Annotated in this window: 18 protein-coding genes; 5 read left to right on the forward strand and 13 right to left on the reverse strand. The window is 67.4% G+C overall.

Going from position 1 to position 20,622, the window contains the following annotated elements; translation table 11 throughout:
- Window positions 1-10: 10 nt before the first annotated feature.
- The 11 genes from VN11_RS06455 to VN11_RS06505 form a co-directional block, all read right to left on the reverse strand.
- Window positions 11-409 (reverse strand): DMT family transporter, encoded by a 399-nt coding sequence (locus VN11_RS06455; protein ID WP_006425768.1) that lies wholly within the window; start codon window positions 407-409, stop codon window positions 11-13.
- The gene (locus VN11_RS06460; protein ID WP_006425769.1) at window positions 406-765 is read right to left on the reverse strand and encodes an EamA family transporter; all 360 of its coding nucleotides are present in this window, start codon (window positions 763-765) and stop codon (window positions 406-408) included. Before VN11_RS06460 ends, VN11_RS06455 begins: the two co-directional genes overlap by 4 nt.
- Before the next feature lies 1 nt (window position 766).
- Window positions 767-1,603 carry an alpha/beta hydrolase gene (locus VN11_RS06465; RefSeq protein WP_053449161.1) on the reverse strand — a complete coding sequence of 279 codons (837 nt, stop codon included), beginning with the start codon at window positions 1,601-1,603 and terminating at the stop codon, window positions 767-769.
- 79 nt (window positions 1,604-1,682) lie between these two features.
- Window positions 1,683-3,062 (reverse strand): sensor histidine kinase, encoded by a 1,380-nt coding sequence (locus tag VN11_RS06470; protein WP_053449162.1) that lies wholly within the window; start codon window positions 3,060-3,062, stop codon window positions 1,683-1,685.
- On the reverse strand, window positions 3,059-3,742 hold the full coding sequence (locus VN11_RS06475) for a response regulator (RefSeq protein WP_049456140.1): 684 nt from the start codon (window positions 3,740-3,742) through the stop codon (window positions 3,059-3,061). Before VN11_RS06475 ends, VN11_RS06470 begins: the two co-directional genes overlap by 4 nt.
- Before the next feature lie 132 nt (window positions 3,743-3,874).
- Window positions 3,875-5,005 (reverse strand): metallophosphoesterase, encoded by a 1,131-nt coding sequence (locus VN11_RS06480; RefSeq protein ID WP_148564945.1) that lies wholly within the window; start codon window positions 5,003-5,005, stop codon window positions 3,875-3,877.
- 67 nt (window positions 5,006-5,072) lie between these two features.
- The gene (locus tag VN11_RS06485; protein WP_053449163.1) at window positions 5,073-7,280 is read right to left on the reverse strand and encodes a TonB-dependent siderophore receptor; all 2,208 of its coding nucleotides are present in this window, start codon (window positions 7,278-7,280) and stop codon (window positions 5,073-5,075) included.
- A gap of 17 nt (window positions 7,281-7,297) precedes the next feature.
- Window positions 7,298-7,597: a DUF3325 domain-containing protein gene (locus tag VN11_RS06490; protein WP_053449164.1), complete on the reverse strand. Its 300-nt coding sequence runs from the start codon at window positions 7,595-7,597 to the stop codon at window positions 7,298-7,300.
- Window positions 7,594-9,183, reverse strand: a complete 1,590-nt coding sequence (locus VN11_RS06495; protein ID WP_053449165.1) for a PepSY-associated TM helix domain-containing protein — start codon at window positions 9,181-9,183, stop codon at window positions 7,594-7,596. The genes VN11_RS06490 and VN11_RS06495 overlap by 4 nt, the downstream gene beginning before the upstream one ends.
- Window positions 9,180-9,515 carry a DUF3649 domain-containing protein gene (locus VN11_RS06500; protein ID WP_238581861.1) on the reverse strand — a complete coding sequence of 112 codons (336 nt, stop codon included), beginning with the start codon at window positions 9,513-9,515 and terminating at the stop codon, window positions 9,180-9,182. The genes VN11_RS06495 and VN11_RS06500 overlap by 4 nt, the downstream gene beginning before the upstream one ends.
- 93 nt (window positions 9,516-9,608) lie before the next feature.
- Complete coding sequence (locus tag VN11_RS06505) at window positions 9,609-10,037, reverse strand: winged helix-turn-helix transcriptional regulator (protein ID WP_053449166.1); 429 nt, start codon at window positions 10,035-10,037, stop codon at window positions 9,609-9,611.
- A gap of 81 nt (window positions 10,038-10,118) precedes the next feature.
- Between VN11_RS06505 and VN11_RS06510 the strand changes: the two genes are divergently transcribed.
- The gene (locus tag VN11_RS06510; RefSeq protein WP_053449167.1) at window positions 10,119-11,321 is read left to right on the forward strand and encodes an MFS transporter; all 1,203 of its coding nucleotides are present in this window, start codon (window positions 10,119-10,121) and stop codon (window positions 11,319-11,321) included.
- 2 nt (window positions 11,322-11,323) lie between these two features.
- Here VN11_RS06510 and VN11_RS06515 read toward each other — a convergent pair whose 3' ends face one another.
- Complete coding sequence (locus VN11_RS06515; protein WP_053449168.1) at window positions 11,324-12,736, reverse strand: GGDEF domain-containing protein; 1,413 nt, start codon at window positions 12,734-12,736, stop codon at window positions 11,324-11,326.
- A gap of 287 nt (window positions 12,737-13,023) precedes the next feature.
- Between VN11_RS06515 and VN11_RS06520 the strand changes: the two genes are divergently transcribed.
- Window positions 13,024-15,273, forward strand: coding sequence for a TonB-dependent siderophore receptor (locus VN11_RS06520; protein WP_053451265.1), 2,250 nt, complete (start codon window positions 13,024-13,026; stop codon window positions 15,271-15,273).
- A gap of 179 nt (window positions 15,274-15,452) precedes the next feature.
- Complete coding sequence (locus VN11_RS06525) at window positions 15,453-16,433, forward strand: cation diffusion facilitator family transporter (protein WP_053449169.1); 981 nt, start codon at window positions 15,453-15,455, stop codon at window positions 16,431-16,433.
- A gap of 37 nt (window positions 16,434-16,470) precedes the next feature.
- Here the strand turns inward: VN11_RS06525 and nfi are convergent, their stop codons facing one another.
- The gene (gene nfi / locus VN11_RS06530; protein ID WP_053451266.1) at window positions 16,471-17,145 is read right to left on the reverse strand and encodes a deoxyribonuclease V; all 675 of its coding nucleotides are present in this window, start codon (window positions 17,143-17,145) and stop codon (window positions 16,471-16,473) included.
- A 94-nt stretch (window positions 17,146-17,239) separates the two neighbouring features.
- Here nfi and gpmA point away from each other — a divergent pair, with 94 nt between their 5' ends.
- The gene (gene gpmA / locus VN11_RS06535) at window positions 17,240-17,989 is read left to right on the forward strand and encodes a 2,3-diphosphoglycerate-dependent phosphoglycerate mutase (RefSeq protein WP_053449170.1); all 750 of its coding nucleotides are present in this window, start codon (window positions 17,240-17,242) and stop codon (window positions 17,987-17,989) included.
- A gap of 208 nt (window positions 17,990-18,197) precedes the next feature.
- Window positions 18,198-20,291 (forward strand): M13 family metallopeptidase, encoded by a 2,094-nt coding sequence (locus tag VN11_RS06540; RefSeq protein WP_053449171.1) that lies wholly within the window; start codon window positions 18,198-18,200, stop codon window positions 20,289-20,291.
- Window positions 20,292-20,622 lie beyond the last annotated feature (331 nt).

Here is a 20,622-nt window from a genome sequence, read left to right on the forward strand (position 1 = left end):
CGCAACGCGCTCACGCGGTGCTTTCGGCGGGGCTGTGCGGGTCGTCTGCTTCGGCACGGCCCAGGCAGACGATGCCGGCCACGATCAGTACCGCGCCGACCAGGTGATGCAGGGTCAGTGGCTCGTTCAACAGCCAGGCCGACAGCAGCAGCACGCTGATCACTTCCAGGTGCGAAGCGGCGAATGCTGGGCCGATCGGCGCATGGCGCAGCAGGCTCATCCAGGTGAAGAAGGCACCGATGTAGCCGAGGATGGCGCCGTAGACCCACGGCTGCGACAGCACGCGCAGCAGCCACGCGCTGTTGGCTTCGACCGGCAGCGCGGCATCGCCCGCATACTTGAAGCACAGCTGGGCCAACGTATCGAACGCCATCAGCAGCGGGAAACCGATCACATACAGGCGCCTCATGATCCGGCCCCCACCACCGCCACGCCGGCGGTGACCAGCAGCATGCCGGTGACCCGCAGCGGCGTGAGTTTCTCGCGGAACAGGAAGCGGCCGGCGATCATCAGTGCCACGATGTTGATCGAGCCCAGCAGCACGCCCTTGGACAGCGGTACCAGTGACAGGAAGGCGATCCAGGCGACGAACTCAAGCACGTAGCAGGCGATGCCGATCCACAGCCAGGGGCGGCTGAGCATGTGTTTCCAGCGTTGCAGGCCTTCGCCGTCCTGTGGGTCGCTGGCCGCAGCCTTGAAGGCGAGCTGGCCACCGGTATCAAGCACGACGTTGGCCAGCCACAGCAGGGTGGCGAGTGCCCCCATCTCAGGCCACCGCCTTGAGCACGCCGCTGCGTTCACCGACCTCGGTGAAGAAACGCGCGCTGCGGCGGATGACGTCGCGGCGTTCGCGGTCGATGGTGATCATGTGGTAGCTGTCTTCCAGCACCACCAGTTCCTTCGGACCGCTGACCCGCGACATCACCAGTTCGGCATTGCCCATGCTGGCCACATCATCCTCACGGGCGTGCATCACCAGGCAGGGTGCGGTCACCTGGTGCAGGTGGCGGCGGGTCCAGTGGCTCAGTGCACGCATTTCGGCCAGGGCATGCCAGGGATTGCCCGGCAGGCCGGCGGCGGCGCTGTCGCCGGACAGCATGGCGGCGCTGACCTGCGCGCGCAGGCGCTCGTCACGCAGGCCGTACGGCGGCTCCTCCATGAACATGCGGTCGCGGCCGATGTTGAAGCGCTTGAACCACGGCAGCAGGAACGAGAAGCGGGCCACGGCCGGGATGTTCCAGCCGTCGTAACGGAAGGTGGCGCCATACACGCCGACGCCGGACACCCACTCCGGACGGCGCGCGGCCAGTGCCAGCGACAGCACCGCGCCCATCGACAGGCCACCGACGAACAGCTGGTCGACCTTGCCGCGCAGCTCGGCCGCCGCATCTTCCACGCCCTGGTACCACTGCTCCCAGGTGGTCGCCAGCAGGTCATCCACGGTGCCGCAATGGCCGGGCAGCTGCACGCCATGCACGGTGAACCCGGCGTTGTTCAGGCCCTTGCCCAGCATGCGCATTTCCGCCGGGGTGCCGGTCAGGCCATGCACCAGCAGCACGCCCTGCGGGCCACCGGGGAGGAAGAAGTCGTGCGATTCGGTCACCTGGTGGCTCCGGGACGGCAGTGGGGATGGCAGGATCGCAAGCGCGATTTTCACCAGCCTTTCAACGCCCCGGGCCGGGTCAGGGGGCCTTCAGCAGCGGCAGCGTGATGGCCACCTTCAGCCCGCCACCGGGCCGGTTGAGGAAGGCCAGGTGCCCGCCGAAGTGCTCCACCGCCTCATGGGCGATGGCCAACCCCAGCCCGGTGCCGCTGGCAGCGGTGCCGGGGGCACGGAAGAAGCGTTCGCCGAGCCGGGGCATCACGTCCTCGGGCACGCCGGGGCCGTTGTCTTCCACGTACAGTTCGACGTCATTGTCATCCAGCGCGTGCACGCCAACCGTGACGGTGGCATCACGGCCGGCATAGCGCAGGGCGTTGTCGATCAGGTTGTCCAGCGCCTCCTGCAGCATGGCGCCGTTGCCGAGCACGCGCAGCGGCTGGCTGCTGCCGCGGTAGCCGAGGTCGATGCCATCGCGGATCGCCTCCGGCACGCGTATGCCAACCCATTGCGGGACCAGTTCGCACAGGTCCAGCGCTTCCACCGTGTCCGGCACGGTCTGCGCCCGGCTCAGCGCCAGCAGCTGGGTGCTGACCCGGGCGGTGCGCTGGTTGAGCCGGCGGATGTGCTGCAGGGCTTCGCGCACGGTGTCCGGGTCGCCATGCGCCAGCGCCTGGTCAACGTGCAGGGCCATGCCGGCCAGCGGCGAACGCAGCTGGTGGGCGGCATCGGCGATGAAGCGGTTCTGCAGGGTGATCATCTCGGCCTGGCGCGCGAACAGATCGTCGATGGTGCTGATCAGCGGCTGGATCTCTTCCGGCACGTCGGCATCGGAGATCGGCGCCAGTTCGCCGCGGCGCTGTGCCAGGCGGGTCCTCAGCGGGGTCAGGATGCGCAGGCCGTAGGTCACGCCGAACCAGACCAACGCGGCGGTGCCCAGCGCCAGCATGGTCATCAGCGGGATGATGATCATCAGGATCTCGCGCGCGCGCTGGCGGCGGTCGGCCATGCTTTCGGCCACGGTCACCGCCAGCTGATCCTGCGGATCGTTCATCGCCTGGGTGCAGACGGTGGCCATGCGCACCTGCTGGCCGTTGAGGTTGCCGTCATACAGCGCCGGATGCACGCCCGCGCAGTCCTGCGACGGCGCGTAAGGGCTGAAGTCGGCGTTGCCGCTGAGGGTGCCCTTGCGGCTGCTGTCGACGTTGAAATAGCGATGGCCGTCGGGATCGTATTCGATCAGGAAGCGCGCCTGCGGTGACAGATCGCTGGTCACCGGCATGGTGCTCAGCATCTGCGCGAACGAATGCGTATCGTCGATCAGGTTGCGGTCGTGGATGCGGTTGGAATAGTCCAGCGCAACGTAATAGGCCAGGATCGTATTGAAGATGAGCAGGCCCAGCATCGGCAACGCCAGGAAGGCGAGCAGGCGCCGGCGCAGGCTGGGCGGTCCACTGATCACGGGGCGCTGTCGTCCTGCCCGTCTTCCAGCATGTAGCCCAGCCCGCGCACGGTGCGGATGCCCATGCCGCCGGGCTGCAGCTTGCGGCGCAGGCGGTGCAGGGCGATATCCAGGCCGTTGTCGGTCAGGTCCTGGCCCCAGTCGCACAGTGCTTCCACCAGCTGCGCGCGCGAGACGATGCGCTCGGCGCGTACCGCCAGTGCCGACAGCAGGCCGAACTCCCGTGCGGTCAGTTCCAGCGACTGGTCATCGATCCACACCCGGTGACCGGCCAGGTCCAGGCGCAGGCGGCCGATGCGCAGGTCCGGATTGCCATTGCTGGTGACCCGGCGCAGCTGTGCACGCACGCGCGCTTCGAATTCGTCCAGCGCGAACGGTTTGACCAGATAGTCATCGGCACCGAGGTCGAGCACGCGCACGCGTTCGGCCAGGCCATCGCGCGCGGTCACCACCAGTACCGCCAGGCCATCACCGCGCTGGCGCAGGCGCTGCAGCACGTCGCGGCCGTCCAGCTGCGGCAGGCCCAGGTCCAGCACCAGCAGCGCGTACTGGGTGGAGCCCAGCGCAGCATCGGCGTGCGCGCCATTGTCGACGTGGTCGACCACATGCCCCTGCCGGCGCAACGAGGCGCACAGGCCGGAGGCGATGTCCGGGTCGTCTTCAGCAATCAATACGCGCATGCGCGGGGGCTCCTGTAACGGTCAGGCCCGCCGGATGGACGGGGTGGGCCTCTCGGCTGCCGAGGGTAGCCGCAAACCGGGTGAAGGTGGAGCAGCGCGGGGTGGTTGGCGGCCGCCGCGCTGTCCCGCCATTCAGTCCTGCAGGCCGGGTTCGCCCGGTGCCAGTGGCACCCGTGAGCCGTCCAGCAGGCCACGGCTGAGCGCGCCGTTCTCGATGAACAGCAATTCGCCGTTCTCGCCGTTCTTGATGCTGCTGTCGATCGCGATCACGCGGTCGCCATGGAAGCTGCTGACGTGCGGCATCGAGGTGTGCCCGACCACGATGCGCTTCAGCTGCAGGCGGTCGAGCACGTTCTGTACACCGGCGGTGTCGAGGCGGCCATCGAAATAGCCGCGGTACCAGATCGGGCTGGTCTTGCCGTCATACAGCGGCGCGGTGGCGGGGTCGGCCTTCACTTCGGCCTTGGGCAGGCCCAGCGAGGCCTGGTAGGCCGCATTGGTGCGCGCCGGGTCCAGCGCCAGTGCCACCGCCTCGGGCGAGATGCCGCCGTGCAGGAACAGCGTGTCACCGATCTTCAGCAGCACCGGGCGGGTGCGCAGCCATTGGCCGATCACCGAATCAGCGCCGTACAGCTGCGGGTAGCTGCGGCCAAGCAGCTGCGCGCTGCGCAGATACTTCGGGTTGACGTAGCGCAGGTCGTCGTACAGCACCATGGTTTCGTGGTTGCCGAGCACGAAGTGCACCGCGCCACCGGCAGCGGCGGCCTGCTGCTGAAGGCCATACAGCAGCCAGAACGCTTCGGTCACCTGCGGGCCGCGGTCGAACACATCACCGGCGATGACCAGGGTGTCCTTGCCCATTGCCCAGCGGTCCTGGGCATCGATGACCTTGTTGGCGCGCAGCAGGCGCACCAGCAGCCCGTACTGGCCGTGTATGTCGGACAGCGCCACGATGCGTGGCACCGCCGGCAGCACGGAGACCGAGGGCGCAGTGGGTGCGGCCACGTGCACGGTGTGCGCGTACCCGCAGCGCGGCGCGACATCGGTATCTGCTGCGCCAATGGCCAGCGTGCGCGACTCGACCTTGTCGGCGCAGATCCACTTGGCCTGCAGCTGGTTACCCTTGCGGAACACATAGGGGCCATCGGCCTCAACATGGGCGGCCGGTGCGGCGACCTCGCGGGCCTGCAACAGGGGCGTGCCCAGCAGCAGGGCCAGTGTCAGCAGCAGGCGGGCAGGGCAGGACAGGGCACGGTGCAGCATCGGGTGTTTCCTTGGCGGGCAATGAAAAGGCGGGCCCGAAGGCCCGCCCCTGATGCTACGCCGTTGCTCAGAACTTCGCGCGCAGGTTGAACAGCACGCGGCGCGGTTCACCCCAATAGCCAGAGTTGAAGAAGCCGACGTTGCGGTAGTAGGCCTTGTCGAACAGGTTGGTGACCGTCACGCCCACGCTCAGGTTGTCGTTGATGCGGTAGCGGCCCATAAGGTCGAACAGCACGTAGCCGCCCTGGCTCATCTTGCCGGTGGCCGTGACCGGCGTGCCGCTGGCGGTGAAGCGACCGGTGGGAATGGGCTGCATCTGGTAGATCTCGCTCTGTACGCTGACACCTCCGCCCAGCGTCCACTGGCCATGGGTCCAGGTGGTGTTGAAGCGGGCCAGGTGCATCGGGCTGGTGCTGGCGAAGCGGCTGCCATCGGGGTTGCTGCTGTAGCTGTAAGTGTAGCCGCCGGTCATGCTCCAGTGGTCGTTGATCGAACCGGAGACTTCGAACTCACCGCCCTGGGTGGTGATGCCGCGGCTGGCGATGTACGGCGAACTGCCATCGGGCAGCTTGATCTCACCACCGTTCGGGTCCAGTTCGGCCACGTTGTCCTGCTTCATGTAGAAGCCGTTCAACGCCGCGTACAGGCGGCCGCCGAAGAAGTCGGCCTTCAGGCCGTACTCGTAGTTGCCACCGGTGGTGGGGTCCAGCAGCTGGTTGTTGATGTCGCGGCGCGCGGTGGCCTGGAACACGTCCGAATAGCTGGCAAAGGCGGTGATGCTGCTGCTCAGGTCGTACAGCACGCCCACGTACGGGGTCAGCTCATGCGCGGTGGTGCGCGCGCTGCGGCTGGTGAACACGCCGTCGGTGTTGTAGTTGTCGGTGGTGGTGCGGTAATCGGAATAGCGCGCGCCGGCGATGATCTTCAGCGGGTCGATCGGATTCAGGCGCACGGCGGCGTAGTAGCCGGTTTCGGTGGTGTTCACCGTGCTGGACGGAATACCGTAGTTGTAGGTGGTCGGCTTGCCGATGTTGCCGTCCCAGCTGAAGATGCTGGGAAAGGCGGCCACGCTGTACGGGCGCGAGGTGATGCCGGCGCGGATGGTGTCCAGGTCACGGTCGTAGTGGTTGATGCCCACCACCAGCTCGTGCGAACGGCCGAACAGCTGGAACGGACCGGACGCGTACAGGTCGAAGGCATCTTCGCGGGTTTCCGAGACCGAGTAGGTATCGGCAATGCGCAGGCCCAGGCCGGTGACCGGGTCGGCCCAGTTGCCGGTGTTGGAACCGGCCAGCAGCAGCGAATCGGTGTCGGTGGCGCGGTGGTTGTAGGCCAGGCGGCCACTCCAGCCGGCGCCGAACTGCTGTTCCAGCGTGGCGAAGTAGTTGGTGCTTTCGCGGTTCCATTCGTTCCAGCGCGCTGCGGCGCTGTACGAACGCGGCATGTGCGCGCGGCTGCCATCGCGGAAGTACAGCGGCGAGGCGCTCCAGGCGCCGCCATCGGAACCGGTCTTCAGGTAGTCGATGCCCGCACGCAGGCGGGTGCTGTCGGTCAGGTCGGCTTCGATCACCCCGTACAGGCTGGGCGATTTGTCATGCTGGAAGCGCACCCAGCTTTCCTTGTCGGTGTAGGCGCCGACGAAGCGCCCGCGCACGCGGCCACTCTTGCTGAGCGGGCCGGATACATCCACTTCGGCGCGCTTGTAATCCCACGAACCGGCGCTGAGGCTGGTGCTGGCCTGGAACGTTTCGGTCGGGCGCTTGCGCACCATGTTCACCGTGGCCGACGGGTTGCCCGAACCGGTCACCAGGCCGCTGGCGCCGCGCACCACTTCAATGCGTTCGTAGATGGATGTGTCGCTGAGGATCGAGTTGCCGCCGGCGCCAGTGGTGTAGTTGGTGGGAATGCCATCGAACATGAAGTTGTTGATGGCAAACCCACGCGCGTTGAACAGCGTGCGGTTGCTGTCATACGACTGGATGGTGACGCCCGGCGTCTGCTGCAGCACTTCGGAAATCGTGATGAGGTTGAAATCCTCGATGCGCTGGCGGGTGAACACGGTCAGCGACTGCGGGGTTTCACGCAGGGTCAGCGGCAGCTTGGTGGCGGTGTTGGTGCCATAAACCTGGTAGCCCTCGGTGCGCTGGGTCACCATCACCCGGTCCAGTTCGGTGGTGGCCGGCGCAGTGTCCTGGGCCAACGCCGGCGAGGCGGCGCAGGCGAGCGACAAGGCGAGGGCGTTCCGGCGCAGGGCGCCAGAGTGCGTGTACTTCATGGAATGACCTTTCTAGTTCAGGAACGGGAAGACGGGCGTGGCGCCGGCTTGGCCGGGCTGCGGAAACTGAGCCAGAGCACTATGGCCCCAGCACCTGCGGCGAGCACGCCGCACCAACCAACAAAACCCTGTGCAGCGCCCCAGGCTGTGATGCTGGCCAACAGGCTGGCGAGCAGCCCGAGCGCGCCCAGCACCTGCAGCAGGCGACGGCGCGGCGTTGGTGGCGCATGGCCGGCCACATCGCGGTGGTGGCGTTCCATTGCCATGGCCAGGCAGGCGAAGGCGGCGGCCGCCAACAGCAGTGCAAGCACGCTCATGCGCCCGCCTCGGCCGGCGTGGTGGCGCGTGCGGTGCGGGGCTTGCGCTGCGCCGGCACGAAACGGTGCACCTTGCGCGCGGCCCACAACAGGCTCGCGCCGATCAGCAGCAGGCCGATGTCGATGCCGGCTTTGGCGCCATCACCGTTGGCCAGCGCACTGACCGCGCCGCCCTGCCAGACCACCAGGTTGTACAGCGGCAGGCCCAGCGCCAACGCGCCGGCCAATGCCAGTTGTTCTACCCAGCCGCGTCGGGCCGGGCGCAGCATCGCGTGCACCACGCAGGCGGCCCAGGCGTAGAAGAACACCTTCACCTCGGCATCGCTGCGGTTGGCCACGTCCAGCGGCAGCAGGCGGTTGCCCCACAGGAAGGCCAGCATCGCCACCGGCAGGCCGGTGACGAAGCCGATGTTCAGGCGTTCGACGATGCGGAAGCCCAGGTGCGGCCGCGCCGGATCCGGCAGCTGGGTGCGCCGCTTCACCGTCCACAGCACCAGCCCGGTGGCCACCATCAGCGTGCCGGCCACGCCGGAAAGGAAGAACAGCCAGCGCATCGTGGTGGGTGCGAAGCGCGCCGCATGCAGGCCGATCATGCCGTCGCGGGTGATGACGGCGGCCGAACGCGGCGGCGCCGCATCCAGCAGGTTGCCGCGCGCATCGAAGGCCAGCGTGTCGGCAGCGCCAGCGATCTGGTCGCCCTGCTGGCGGCGCACGCTGATGCGCATCGCCGCATCGGCAGGCTGCTCGACCTGCAGCGAGGCCGCATGGCCGCCGCCCCATTGCACTTCGGCACGGCGCAGCACCTCGGCCAGCGCCGGCGGCGTCGCGGCCACCCCACTGGCCTCGGCCTTCTCCGCACGCGGGAACAGTTCGGCGAAGAACGCATCGCGGCCACCGGGGTAGTTCGCATCCACCGCCCACGGCATGTACAGGGTCATCAGGGTGATCAGACCGGTGTAGGTGATCATCAGATGGAACGGCAGTGACAGCACCGCAAGCGCGTTGTGGCCGTCCAGCCAGGTACGTTGGCCTTTGCCGCGGCGGAAGGTGAAGAAGTCGGTGAAGATCTTCTTGTGGGTGATGACACCGCTGATGATCGCCACCAGCATCAGCATGGAACAGGCACTGATGAACCAGCGCGCCCACAGCACCGGCACGTAGTGCAGATCGAAATGCAGGCGGTAGAAGAAATTGCCGCCGCGTGTTTCGCGTACCTGCACCGGGGTGCCGTCGGCATCCAGAGTGGCCTGGTTGGGATTGCGCTGGCCGCGCCGGCGTTCCTTTTCGCCCTTCGGCTGCCAACTGACGGTGGTGGCGCTGCTGCGCGAATCGGGGAGTTCGATGCTCCAGCGCTGCGCGTCGGCTGCGGTGCGGGCCAGGAACTGCTGGGCTTGGTTCACTGCGGTGGTGGCATCGGCGGGCAGGCCGATTTCCGGCTGCATCCAGCGGGTCAGTTCTTCCTTCCAGTACGACGCGGTACCGGCAATGAAGATCAGGAACAGCACCCAGCCGACCACCAGGCCCGACCAGGTGTGCAGCACCGATTGTGATTGCCGGATGCCGCCCAGGTTGTCGGCGCTGCTCATGCGATGTTCCCGCGCAGCAGCCAAGCGATCAGTGCAGCGAGTGCGCCCGCGGCCAGCAGACCCAGTGCGGCGCGCAGGGTGCTGCGCGCGGCATAGGCCCAGATGGCGGCCAGGGCGTAGACCACGAACGCGGCCATGGTCGCCACCAGGGTGGCATCGGCCCTGGTGCCGGGCAGCAGGCGCGCCAGCGCGGCAGCCCAGCAGGCGGCCACCGCGTAACCGCCCAGCAGCGCCAGCAGCCCGCGGGTCCAGAGCAGGCCATGACCGTTAACGCGCGCCACACGCTTGGCCGGCGCAGCGCCGGCAGCAGAAGGAGAGGTAGGAGCGGCCATCGCCGAAGTCAATGAGAACCGTGTGCAATTGCGATTGAATGCTATTTGACGCCGGTGGCCCTGTCGAGTCCCCCATCCGGGGGATGCGGCGGTCTACAGCTTGCGTACTACAGTGGCGTGCGCGGGCAGCGGCTGTCTGTTGTTGTCCAGCGGTTGCATGTAGGGAACGGCTGAACCGTTGTCACGCTGGATCAAGGAAGAGTGGGCTTCGCCAGCGCCGAAGCGATGGCGTTCACTCCATTGGCGCAGCGCTACCAGCAGCGGGAACAGCTCCAGGCCGGCGGCGGTGAGCACATATTCCTGGTAGGCCGAACCATCGGAGGCCGGCTGCAGCTGCAGAATGCCGGCCTCGACCAGCCTGCGCAGGCGATCGCTGAGGATGTTGCGCGCCGCGCCGAGGCTGCGCTGGAAGTCGCCGAAGCGACTGACGCCGTCGAAGGCATCGCGGATCACCAGCAGGGCCCAACGATCACCGAGCAGGTCGGCGCCGCGGGCGACGGGGCAGGGGCTGTCAGCGTGCATGGCGGGCGCCTCCAAATGTGGTTGCAGTTTAAAACCAATGCCGCTAGCCTGCATCCAGTTTCAATTTGCAACCACATCCCAATGGCCGCATCCATTCCCCGACCGCTGCTGGTCCTGCTGGCCGTTGCCGCAGGCGCCAGCGTCGCCAACGTCTATTACGCCCAGCCTCTGCTGGACCAGCTGGCACAGGTGTTCGCGCTGGATCGCGCGGTGGCGGGCACGGTACTGGCCGCTACCCAGGCTGGCAGCGTGCTGGCGCTGCTCGGACTGCTTCCACTGGCTGACCGCGGTGACCGGCGCCGGCTGCTGCGGTTGCAGCTGATGGCACTGGTGGTGGCGTTGGTGTGGCTGGCGGCGGCACGCAGCGCAGTGTGGCTGCTGTCGGGCATGCTGCTGGCCGGGCTGCTGGGCACGGCGCTGACCCAGGGGTTGATCGCCTATACCGCCACGCTGTCGCCGCCCGAGCAGCGCGGTCGCAGCGTAGGTGTGGTGCAGGGGGGAGTGTTCATCGGCCTGCTGCTGGCGCGCGTGCTATCGGGCGTGGTGGCGGCCGGCGCTGGCTGGCGGGCGGTCTATCTGCTTTCAGCGCTGGTGATGGCAGCCCTGGCAGGGGTGCTGTGGCGGCGGCTGCCGGCGGTTCCGGTGCCGGCGATACCGCCGCGCTGGTCTGCGCTGCTGCGCTCGATGCTGGGCATGCTGCGGCGGGATCGAACGCTGCGCGAGCGTGGTCCGCTGGCGCTGCTGCTGTTTGCCGGCCTCAATGTGTTCTGGGCAGCGGCACCGCTGCCACTGTCGGCACCGCCGTTGAACTGGTCGACCGCCGCCATCGGTGCCCTTGGCCTGGCGGGTGTGCTCGGCGCGCTGATGGCGGCGCGGGTGGGGCACTGGATGGACCGTGGCTTCGCCCATCGGGTCAGCCTCGGTGCGCTGGTGTTGATGCTGCTTGCCTGGTGGCCGCTGCTGGGGCTTCAACAGTCGGTGTCCTTGCTGCTGCTGGGCGTGGTTGTGCTCGACCTCGGTGGGCAGGCACTGCACGTGTCGAACCAGGCCTTGCTGCTGCGCGCGCCGGCTGAACAGCATGGGCGCCTGGTGGCGCTGTACATGCTGTTCTACGCGGTGGGCAGCGGCATCGGTGCGGCGGCCGGGCCCTGGGTACAGGCCCGGCATGGCTGGGCCGCGGTGTGCCAGCTGGGGGCGGGCATCGCAGTGCTGGCGCTGCTGTGGTGGGGATGTGGGGCATACCGCGGCATGCCCCTGCGGAGCGACACGCCCGTCCGGCGTTGACGCTACCGCTGCAATGCGCGCCGCCCCGGCGCCTCCTGCAGCGCCTCGCTGGCCACCACCACGCGGTTGCGGCCGCTGCGCTTGGCCTCGTACATCGCGGCGTCGGCGCGCGCCATCAGCCGCTCGTAATCCGGGTGGCCGTCATGGCCGGCCACGCCGATGCTGGCGGTCAGTGCCAGTACCTGTCCATTGGCCAGGGCCACCGGCGACTGTGCGATCTGCCGGCGCAGGCTTTCGGCAATCACTTCGGCCTGCGATTCGCTGGCCGCGACCAGCACCACCACGAATTCTTCGCCGCCATAGCGGAACAGATAATCGCTGCCGCGGGTGAGCTGGCCGAGCAGGCCCGCCACGTGCTGCAACGCGCGGTCGCCGGCATCATGGCCGTGGCCGTCGTTGATGGCCTTGAAGTGATCCAGATCCAGCAGCAGCAGCGAGAACGGCGTGTGGTTGCGCGTGGCCAGCTCGATCTCCCTGCGCAGTACCGTCGGCAGGAAACGGCGGTTGAGCAGGTTGGTCAGGGCGTCGCTGCCGGCATCCAGTTCGCCGATGCGCTCGAACAACAGCGTCATCAGCGTGCGGATGGCCGCCAGGTCTTCGCGGATGACAGGCAGCACCGCCAGGCGTTGTGCAGCATCGCTGTTCGCGCGCTGCAGGTTGTCGTCGATACGCGCCATCAACTGCCCGACCTGCTGGGTCTCGCTGCTTTCACCGAAGCTGGGGATGCCCTTGTGGGTGAACCACAGGCCGAACTCGGAGCTGGCCAGGCTGGCACTGTCGCTGCCCTGCACGTGGCCGGCCAGGGCGTACAGCAGGGCGTTCTCCCAATCCAGCAGCAGGGCGCGCTGGCGCTCGCGCTCGGTGCTGACGTTCTGCACCAGCGAGAACAACCGGTAGGCCGCATCGGCACGGGTGGAGCGTTCGCGCGCATGGGTGTAGGCCAGGGTCATGCCTTCCATGGCGATGTCCATGATCGCGCTGAGGCAGTCGATGGCGGCGAAGGCGGTGGCACTGTCGGGCGCGGTGTCGCGCAGGCGCACGAACAGCTCGTGCTTGAGCACGCGCGCGCCACGGGTCACCAGGTCGACGGGAATGCCGACCCGCGCGTGCACATCGCCGATCACCCGTTGCGAGGCGACGGTGGTGGCGATGCCGGCGGCATCGGTGGTCAGCAACTGCACCAGCCAGCGCTGCATGGCCGGTTGCAGGCGCTGCTTGACCTGCTCATGGGACAGGAAACGGCGTGCCCGTGCATCCTGCAGCAGCACTTCGTAGAAGTGCTGGGCCAGCGCGGGCGGGGCATCGGTGGCAGCGGCGCGCAACAGCGCGGTGGCGGCCGGGCCGGCCTGTTGCAGGCAATGCTGCCACGCCTCGGCCAACGGCTGGCTGGCATCGTCCAATTGGGGTGATTCCACGTCGATCTCTGGCTGCGTACGGCAAACCACCGGTATCGGCCGTGGTGGCGTGCGGTTGATGGCGGGTGAGCCGGCCAGTTTAAGCGCGATGCAGGCTTGCCCGGTGCGCAAAGCACATCGCGCCTGCTGCTGCAATGAGTGAACGCATTTGAGAATCAATCGCATTAATGGGAGAATGCGCGCACGGAACGGGCCGCAGGCGACTGCAGCGACGCTCCGCCTCCCCCCTCGTCGTTGCCTCAAGCCCTTTGCCAGAGGCCCCGTTGCCCTGCCAGAAGGTCCAGATCATGTCCCCAGCCGTTGTCCTTTCGCCGCGCCCGCTGGCGCTCGCCGTTGCCGCCCTGCTGGCGGGCAGCGCCCTGACCGCCCAGGCCGAAACCGACGCAACCGATATCGACACGGTGCACGTCACCGCCTCGCAGATCGCGCGGCAGGCGTTGGGCACCTCGACCATCACCGCCGAGGACATCGCCAAGCGCCCGCCGGCCAACGACATCGCCGAACTGCTGCGCACCATGCCGGGCGTCAACCTGACCGGCAACAGTGCTTCCGGCCAGTACGGCAACAACCGCCAGATCGACCTGCGCGGCATGGGCCCGGAAAACACCCTGATCCTGGTTGACGGCAAGCGCATCGGCGCACGCGATGCGGTGCGCATGGGCCGCAGCGGCGAGCGCAACACGCGCGGCGACACCAATTGGGTCCCCGCGGAGATGATCGAGCGCATCGAAGTGCTGCGCGGACCGGCGGCAGCCCGCTACGGTTCCGGCGCTTCCGGCGGCGTGGTCAACATCATCACCAAGCGCCCGACCGGCGACCTGACCGGCGCGGTTGACCTGTATGGCCTGGTGCCCGAGCACAGCGCCGAAGGCGGCAGCGAGCGCGTCGGCCTGCAGCTGAGCGGCCCGATGACCGACACCCTGTCGTTCCGCCTGTACGGCAACCTCAACAAGACCGACGCCGATTCGCTGGACCTCAACCGCCAGTACGCGACCAACCCGAATGCCGTACCGCCGGCTGGCCGCGAAGGCGTCAAGAACCGTGACATCAACGCGCTGCTGCGCTGGGACCTCACCGCCGACCAGGTGGTCGAGTTCGAAGCCGGCACCAGCCGCCAGGGCAACATCTATGCCGGCGACCGCGCCGTCAGCACCACCGGCACCTCGACCGGTGTCGATCTGGCCGCGCTGGCCGACGGCAAGGCGGAAACCAACCGCATGTACCGCAACACCGGTGCGATCACCCATCGTGGCCGCTGGGGCGACGTGACCTCGCGGCTCACGGCCGCGGTCGAGGCCGTCAACAACTCGCGCATCAATGAAGGCCTGGCCGGTGGCCCGGAAGGCAGCTTCAACGGCACCGACTGGTCGACCTCGCGCCTGCGCAACTACCAGCTGGATGGCGAAGTGAGCTTCCCGACCACGCTGGGCGGCGCCGAGAACATCTGGACGCTGGGCTTTGAATACCTGGACAGCCGCCTGACCGATCCGTACTCGATGAGCCAGTCCAGCAGCAGCGGTGGCGGTCTCCCCGGCCTGTCGGCCGACCGTGCACGCGGCAAGGCCGATGCCCAGACCACTGCGGTGTTCGTGGAAGACAACATCTACCTGGGCGAGCGCTGGATCGTCACCCCGGGCCTGCGCTTCGACCACCACAGCCAGTTCGGCAACAACACCAGCCCCAGCCTCAACGCGCAGTTCCGCATCAACAGCGACTGGGTGGTGAAGGGCGGCATCGCGCGCGCCTTCAAGGCACCGAACCTGTACCAGTCGAATCCGGACTACCTGTACTACACCCGCGGCAATGGTTGCCCGAATGCGTTGCCGAGCCTGGGTGCCGGCTGCTACATGCGCGGCAACGCGGACCTGAAGGCGGAAACCAGCGTGAACAAGGAACTGGGTGTGGAGTGGGCGCCGCAGAGTGGCTGGCAGGCGTCGCTGACCTACTTCCACAACGACTACAAGGACAAGATCCAGGCCGGCTACGACCAGATCGGCCTGACCGACGATGGCAGGGGCCGCATCTTCCGCTGGGAGAACGCGCCGAAGGCGATCGTGCAGGGGCTGGAAGGAAACCTGGTGATCCCGCTGCTGGGCGAGCAGGGCAACCGCCTGAAGTGGAGCAACAACTTCACCTACATGGTGGAGAACGAGAACAAGACCACGCGCCAGCCGCTGTCGGTGATCCCCAAGTACACGATCAACACCATGCTGGACTGGCAGGCCACCGACAAGCTGTCGCTGCTGCTGACCGGTACCTTCTATGGCAAGCAGAAGCCGGCCACCACCAACATCAACAATGATCCGCGCTGCACCGGCACCTGCGATCCGTCGCTCGCGCTGCAGGATCGCGGGGCGTACAACATCTGGGGCGTGAGCGCGCGCTACAGGGTGACCGAGACGGTCAGCTTCGGCTTCGGTGTGAACAACCTGGCCGACAAGCGCCTGTTCCGCGAGGCCAACAGCAGCGATGCCGGTGCGGCGACCTACAACGAGCCGGGTCGCGCGTACTGGGCCAGCCTGCGCTTCGGCTTCTGATCGGACGCGGACTTCACTCCGCTGTGATCGCCGGGGCGGGCCTGGCGCCACCGGACGGGCTCCGGTAGCGCCGGGCCCGGCCCGGTGAGGGACCGCGTGGCCTGCAATGTTATAAACACCGTGATAGTTTCCCCACGCACGCACGCGTAGCCTGCGTCCATCGCAAAGGAGCTGTTGCCATGGGCCACGACCACGATCACCTGCCATCCCAGATCCGCCACGAGAAGCCCCTGTGGTGGGCGCTCGGCCTGACCTCCACCTTCCTCGTCGTCGAAGTGGTGGGCGCGTTCTGGACCAACAGCCTGGCGCTGCTGTCCGATGCCGCGCACATGGCCACCGACGCACTGGCGCTGATGATCGCGCTGGTGGCGGTGCGACTGAGCCGGCGCCCGCCGGATGCACGGCGCACCTACGGCTATGCACGCCTGGAAGCGCTGGGCGCGATGATCAACGGCGCGATGCTGTTCGTGGTCGCCGCCTACATTCTGTGGGAGGCGGTGGGACGTTTCCGCGAGCCGCAGGAGATCGCTTCCTCCGGCATGCTGGTGATCGCCGCCGCGGGCCTCATCATCAACCTGATCTCAATGCGCCTGCTGCAGGCCGGCAGCGGCGAGAGCCTCAACGTGAAGGGCGCCTACCTGGAAGTGTGGGCGGACATGCTGGGCTCGGTGGCGGTGATCGCCGGCGCGTTGTTGATCAAGTGGACCGGCTGGAAGCCGATCGACCCGATCCTGGCCGTGCTGATCGGCCTGTGGGTACTGCCGCGCACCTACGTGCTGATGCGCGAGGCGATCAACGTGCTGCTGGAAGGCGTGCCCAAGGGCATGGACGTGGCCAAGGTGCGCGACAGCCTGTCCGGCCACGCGGCCGTGCTGGACGTGCATGACCTGCACGTGTGGGCGCTGGCTTCCAGCACGCCGGCACTGACCGCGCACATCGTGATGCGCGACGGCACCGATGCCGATGTGCTGCGCCGTGAACTGGGTGGCCGCCTGCACGATGACTTCGGCATCGAGCATGTGACGCTGCAGATCGAGGCGGACCACTGCGGCGAAGCCTGTGGCGAGCCGGCGCCGGCCAAGGGCGGCGAGCACGAGGGCCATGAGGGCCAGGACCACGGCGAGGATGCGCAGGGTCATCGCGGCCACGTGCATCGTTGATCGAAATCGAAGGCCGCGCCGGGAATGCCCGCCGCGGTCATTCGTCCCGGCGCGAGGCCAGCCGATCCGCCAGCCGGGTCGGCTCAGGCAGGCGGTAGCCCCGCAGCGTGCGCTGCACCCAGTCCAGCGCGGTATCCGCGCTGACCCGATGGCCGCCGGCCACGAACAACGGCTTGCAACGCACCTTGCTGCGCAGTACCCAACCGAGCTGTTCGTCACCGTCCAGCAGCGGCGTATGCGCGCCGGGTTCCGGTGCCGGTTCCTCAAAGCGGCCCACCAGTTTCGACTTGGCCACGCCGATGCTTGGCAGGTCGGTGACCACGCCCAGGTGCGCGGCGATGCCCAACCGGCGCGGATGGCTGATGCCGTGGCCATCGACGAACACCAGGTCGGGTGTGCGCGGCAGCAAGGCCAACGCCGCCAACAACGCGGGCAGTTCGCGGAAACTGAGCAGGCCGGGGATGTAGGGCATCACCGTGGGAATGCGCGCGATCTCCTGCGCGACAGGCCGTAGCATCGTTGCGTCCAGCAATACCGCAGCGGCGCGGGTGATGGCGCCGTCCTCCTCGAAGCCGACATCCAGCCCGGCCAGCCAGCGCACGTGGCGGGGCAGGCGGTCCTGGCGCTCCACGCGTCCGGCCAGCTGCAGCTGCTGCGCGCGGGCGGCGCTGACGCTGCCTTCCCAGCGCCCGGGGTCGATCATCGTATTCATCGGCCACAGCATCGCATGCGCGGCGCCACAGCCCGGTGAGCAGCGGCCGGGGCTACAATGGCGGCCTGCCTTTCCTCGCGTTGGAGACCCTGCAGTGACCCGTAAACTCGTACTGTTGCGCCATGGCCAGAGCCAGTGGAACCTGGACAACCGCTTCACCGGCTGGGTCGATGTCGACCTCACCGAGCAGGGGCGCCGGGAAGCGGCCGCCGCCGGCCGCCTGATGCGCGAGGAAGGCCTGCAGTTCGACGTCGCCCACACCTCCGTGCTCAAGCGTGCCATCCACACCCTGCAGGGGGCGCTGGCCGAGCTGGAGCAGGACTGGCTGCCGGTGAACAAGTCCTGGCGCCTCAATGAGCGCCATTACGGCGGCCTGCAGGGCCTGGACAAGGCCGAGACTGCGGCCAAGCATGGCGAGGAGCAGGTCAAGGTGTGGCGTCGTTCGTACGACATCCCGCCGCCGCCGATGGAGCTGGAAGATCCGGGCCACCCGATCCATGACCGCCGCTACGCCGGCCTGGACCGCAACGCGCTGCCGGGCACCGAATCGCTGGCGACCACGCTGGACCGCGTGCTGCCGTACTGGCACGACGCCATCGCGCCGCAACTGAAGGACGGCAAGACCGTGCTGGTCACCGCCCACGGCAACTCGCTGCGCGCGCTGTACAAGTACCTCAACAACGTCTCGCGCGATGAAATCCTCGAGCTGAACATTCCGACCGGCATCCCGCTGCTGTTCGAACTGAACGACGACCTGACCGTGCAGTCGTTCCGCTACCTGGGCGACCCGGAAGCGGCACGCAAGGCCGCTGAAGCCGTGGCCAACCAGGGCAAGGCGAAATAAGGCAGAAGGCCGGCGCAAGCCGGCCTTCGTTTTTGTAGAGTCGAGCCATGCTCGACTGCTCTCCGTTCCACGTTCATGACCGCTGCGGCAAGAGGCGCAGAGCAGTCGAGCATGGCTCGACGCTACAGGGGTAGGCCCTGTGACCTTTGGCCGGTCCGTCTCGCCGGCCTCCCCGGCTACCCTGTGGGATTACCCGCAGGAGAGCCTCATGAACGTCCGCAATCTGGTCCCGCTGGGCCTGACGATCGCCATCGCCGCCTCGCTGGCCGCCTGTGGCAAGAACGAAGCCGCCCCGGCCGCCACTGCCGATGCCAAGCCGGCCTTCGACCTGTCGCAGATCAAGACGCCGCTGATCTCGCTCAACAGCGCCGATCTGGACCCGGCCATTTCGGCCTGTACCGACCTCAATGGCTTCGTCAACAGCAAGTGGCTGAAGGCCAACCCGGTGCCGGGCGACCAGACCACCTGGGGCAGCTTCGAGATCCTGCGCGAGCGCTCGCTGGAAGTGCAGCACACGCTGGTACAGCAGGCCGCCGCCAGCCAGGCCAAGGCCGGTTCGGTGGAAGCCAAGATCGGTGACATCTGGAAGACCGGCAACGACGAAGCGAAGATCGAAGCCGCCGGCCTGGCGCCGCTGCAGCCGACGCTCGACAAGATCGGCGCGCTGAACGACACCGCCGCCATCACCCAGTACCTGCGCGACAGCCAGGCCGAGGGCAAGGGCGTGCTGTTCTCGCTGTTTGCCAACGCCGATTACAAGGATTCGGCCAACGTCATCGCCTATGTTGGCCAGGGCGGCCTGGGCTTGCCGGAGAAGGGCTACTACTTCGATGACGCCCAGGCCAAGATCCGCGACGCCTACGTGGCCTACATCGCGCAGGTGCTTACCCTGTCCGGCGTGGATGCTGCGCAGGCGGCCGAGCAGGCCAAGGCCGTGATGGCCTTCGAAACCCGCCTGGCCAAGGCCTCGATGTCGCGCATCGAAATGCGTGACCCGGCCAAGCGCTACAACCCGCTCAGCGCCGCCGCCGCCGACAAGCTGACGCCGAACTTCAGCTGGACCGCGCTGTTCGACACCCTGAAGGTACCGGCCGCGCAGAAGTTCTCGCTGGCCCAGCCGGGTTTCTTCGGTGAAATGGACAAGATGCTGGCCGACGTGCCGGCCAGTACCTGGCAGGCCTACCTGCGCTTTCACACCATCGATGATGCTTCGCCGTACCTGAGCAGCCCGTTCGAGAAGGCCAACTTCGACTTCTACGGCACCACCCTGCGTGGCCAGAAGGAAATGCAGCCGCGCTGGAAGCGCGTGCTGGAGTCGGTCAATGGCGGCATGGGTGAAGCGCTGGGCCAGCTGTACGTCGACGCCGTGTTCCCGGCCGAGTCGAAGGTGGCCATGCAGCACCTGGTGGAGAATCTCTCGGTAGCGCTGAAGGCGCGCCTGGAGCAGCTGCCGTGGATGGGCGAGGAAACCAAGAAGAAGGCGCTGGAAAAGTGGGCCAGCTTCACCCCCAAGATCGGTTACCCGGACAAGTGGCGTGACTGGGCCGGCCTGCAGACTAACGGTGACAGCTACCTGGGCAACATGCAGGCCGCGCGTGCGTTCAACTACCGCTACATGCTGGACAAGATCGGCAAGCCGGTGGACAAGACCGAGTGGGGCATGACTCCGCAGACGGTCAACGCCTACTACAACGCCACCAAGAACGAGATCGTGTTCCCGGCGGCAATCCTGCAGGCGCCGTTCTTCGACGCCAAGGCCGATCCGGCGCTGAACTACGGCGGCATCGGTGCGGTCATCGGTCACGAGATGATGCACGGCTACGATGACTCGGGCAGCCAGTTCGCCGCCAACGGCAACTTCGACAACTGGTGGACCGACGGCGATCGCAAGGCCTTCACCCAGCGTACCGACCAGCTGGTCGCGCAGTTCGACGGCTATGAGTCGGTGCCGGGCGTGTTCGTGAAGGGCAAGCTGACCCTGGGCGAGAACATCGGCGACCTGGGTGGCCTGACCGTGGCCTACGACGCGCTGCAGATGGCGCTGAAGGAAGACCCGAAGGCGAACGTCGCAGTCGATGGCCACAGCCAGGACCAGCGCTTCTTCATGAACTGGGCCACCGTGTGGCGCCGCAACTTCACCGACGGTGAACTGCGCGTGCGTTTGAACACCGACCCGCACGCCCCGGCCAACTTCCGTGCCAATGGCGCGCCGTCGAACATGCCGTCCTTCGCTGCCGCGTTCCAGTGCAAGGCCGGCGACGCGATGGTGCGTGCCGACGACAAGCGCGTGGTGATCTGGTAATCGATCGCACGTGATGCGTGATGCGAAAGGCCCGGCGAACGCCGGGCCTTTTGTTTGTCGGCCCGGTGGCGCCGGATCGGTAGAATCGACCGTTGGTCGACTATCGCGCGCAGCGCGGGATGTTCTCGATCTGGACGAAGGGCAGTCGACCAACCGGCCCGACGAAACCCGCTTGGTAGAGTCGACCGTTGGTCGACTATCGCGCGCAGCGCGGGATGTTCGCGATCTGGACGAAGGGCAGTCGACCAACCGGTCCGATGGAACCCGCTTGGTAGAGTCGACCGTTGGTCGACTATCGCGCGCAGCGCGGGATGTTCGCGATCTGGACGAA

This window comes from Stenotrophomonas maltophilia (assembly GCF_001274595.1).
Classification (GTDB): Bacteria; Pseudomonadota; Gammaproteobacteria; order Xanthomonadales; family Xanthomonadaceae; genus Stenotrophomonas; species Stenotrophomonas forensis.

Coding starts and splice junctions, on each gene's coding strand:
- VN11_RS06455 (WP_006425768.1), bottom strand. CDS start 409: ATGAGGCGCCTGTATGTGATCGGTTTCCCGCTGCTGATGGCGTTCGAT.
- VN11_RS06460 (WP_006425769.1), bottom strand. CDS start 765: ATGGGGGCACTCGCCACCCTGCTGTGGCTGGCCAACGTCGTGCTTGAT.
- VN11_RS06475 (WP_049456140.1), bottom strand. CDS start 3,742: ATGCGCGTATTGATTGCTGAAGACGACCCGGACATCGCCTCCGGCCTG.
- VN11_RS06480 (WP_148564945.1), bottom strand. CDS start 5,005: ATGCTGCACCGTGCCCTGTCCTGCCCTGCCCGCCTGCTGCTGACACTG.
- VN11_RS06485 (WP_053449163.1), bottom strand. CDS start 7,280: ATGAAGTACACGCACTCTGGCGCCCTGCGCCGGAACGCCCTCGCCTTG.
- VN11_RS06490 (WP_053449164.1), bottom strand. CDS start 7,597: ATGAGCGTGCTTGCACTGCTGTTGGCGGCCGCCGCCTTCGCCTGCCTG.
- VN11_RS06495 (WP_053449165.1), bottom strand. CDS start 9,183: ATGAGCAGCGCCGACAACCTGGGCGGCATCCGGCAATCACAATCGGTG.
- VN11_RS06500 (WP_238581861.1), bottom strand. CDS start 9,515: ATGGCCGCTCCTACCTCTCCTTCTGCTGCCGGCGCTGCGCCGGCCAAG.
- VN11_RS06505 (WP_053449166.1), bottom strand. CDS start 10,037: ATGCACGCTGACAGCCCCTGCCCCGTCGCCCGCGGCGCCGACCTGCTC.
- VN11_RS06510 (WP_053449167.1), top strand. CDS start 10,119: ATGGCCGCATCCATTCCCCGACCGCTGCTGGTCCTGCTGGCCGTTGCC.
- VN11_RS06520 (WP_053451265.1), top strand. CDS start 13,024: ATGTCCCCAGCCGTTGTCCTTTCGCCGCGCCCGCTGGCGCTCGCCGTT.
- VN11_RS06525 (WP_053449169.1), top strand. CDS start 15,453: ATGGGCCACGACCACGATCACCTGCCATCCCAGATCCGCCACGAGAAG.
- nfi (WP_053451266.1), bottom strand. CDS start 17,145: ATGAATACGATGATCGACCCCGGGCGCTGGGAAGGCAGCGTCAGCGCC.
- VN11_RS06540 (WP_053449171.1), top strand. CDS start 18,198: ATGAACGTCCGCAATCTGGTCCCGCTGGGCCTGACGATCGCCATCGCC.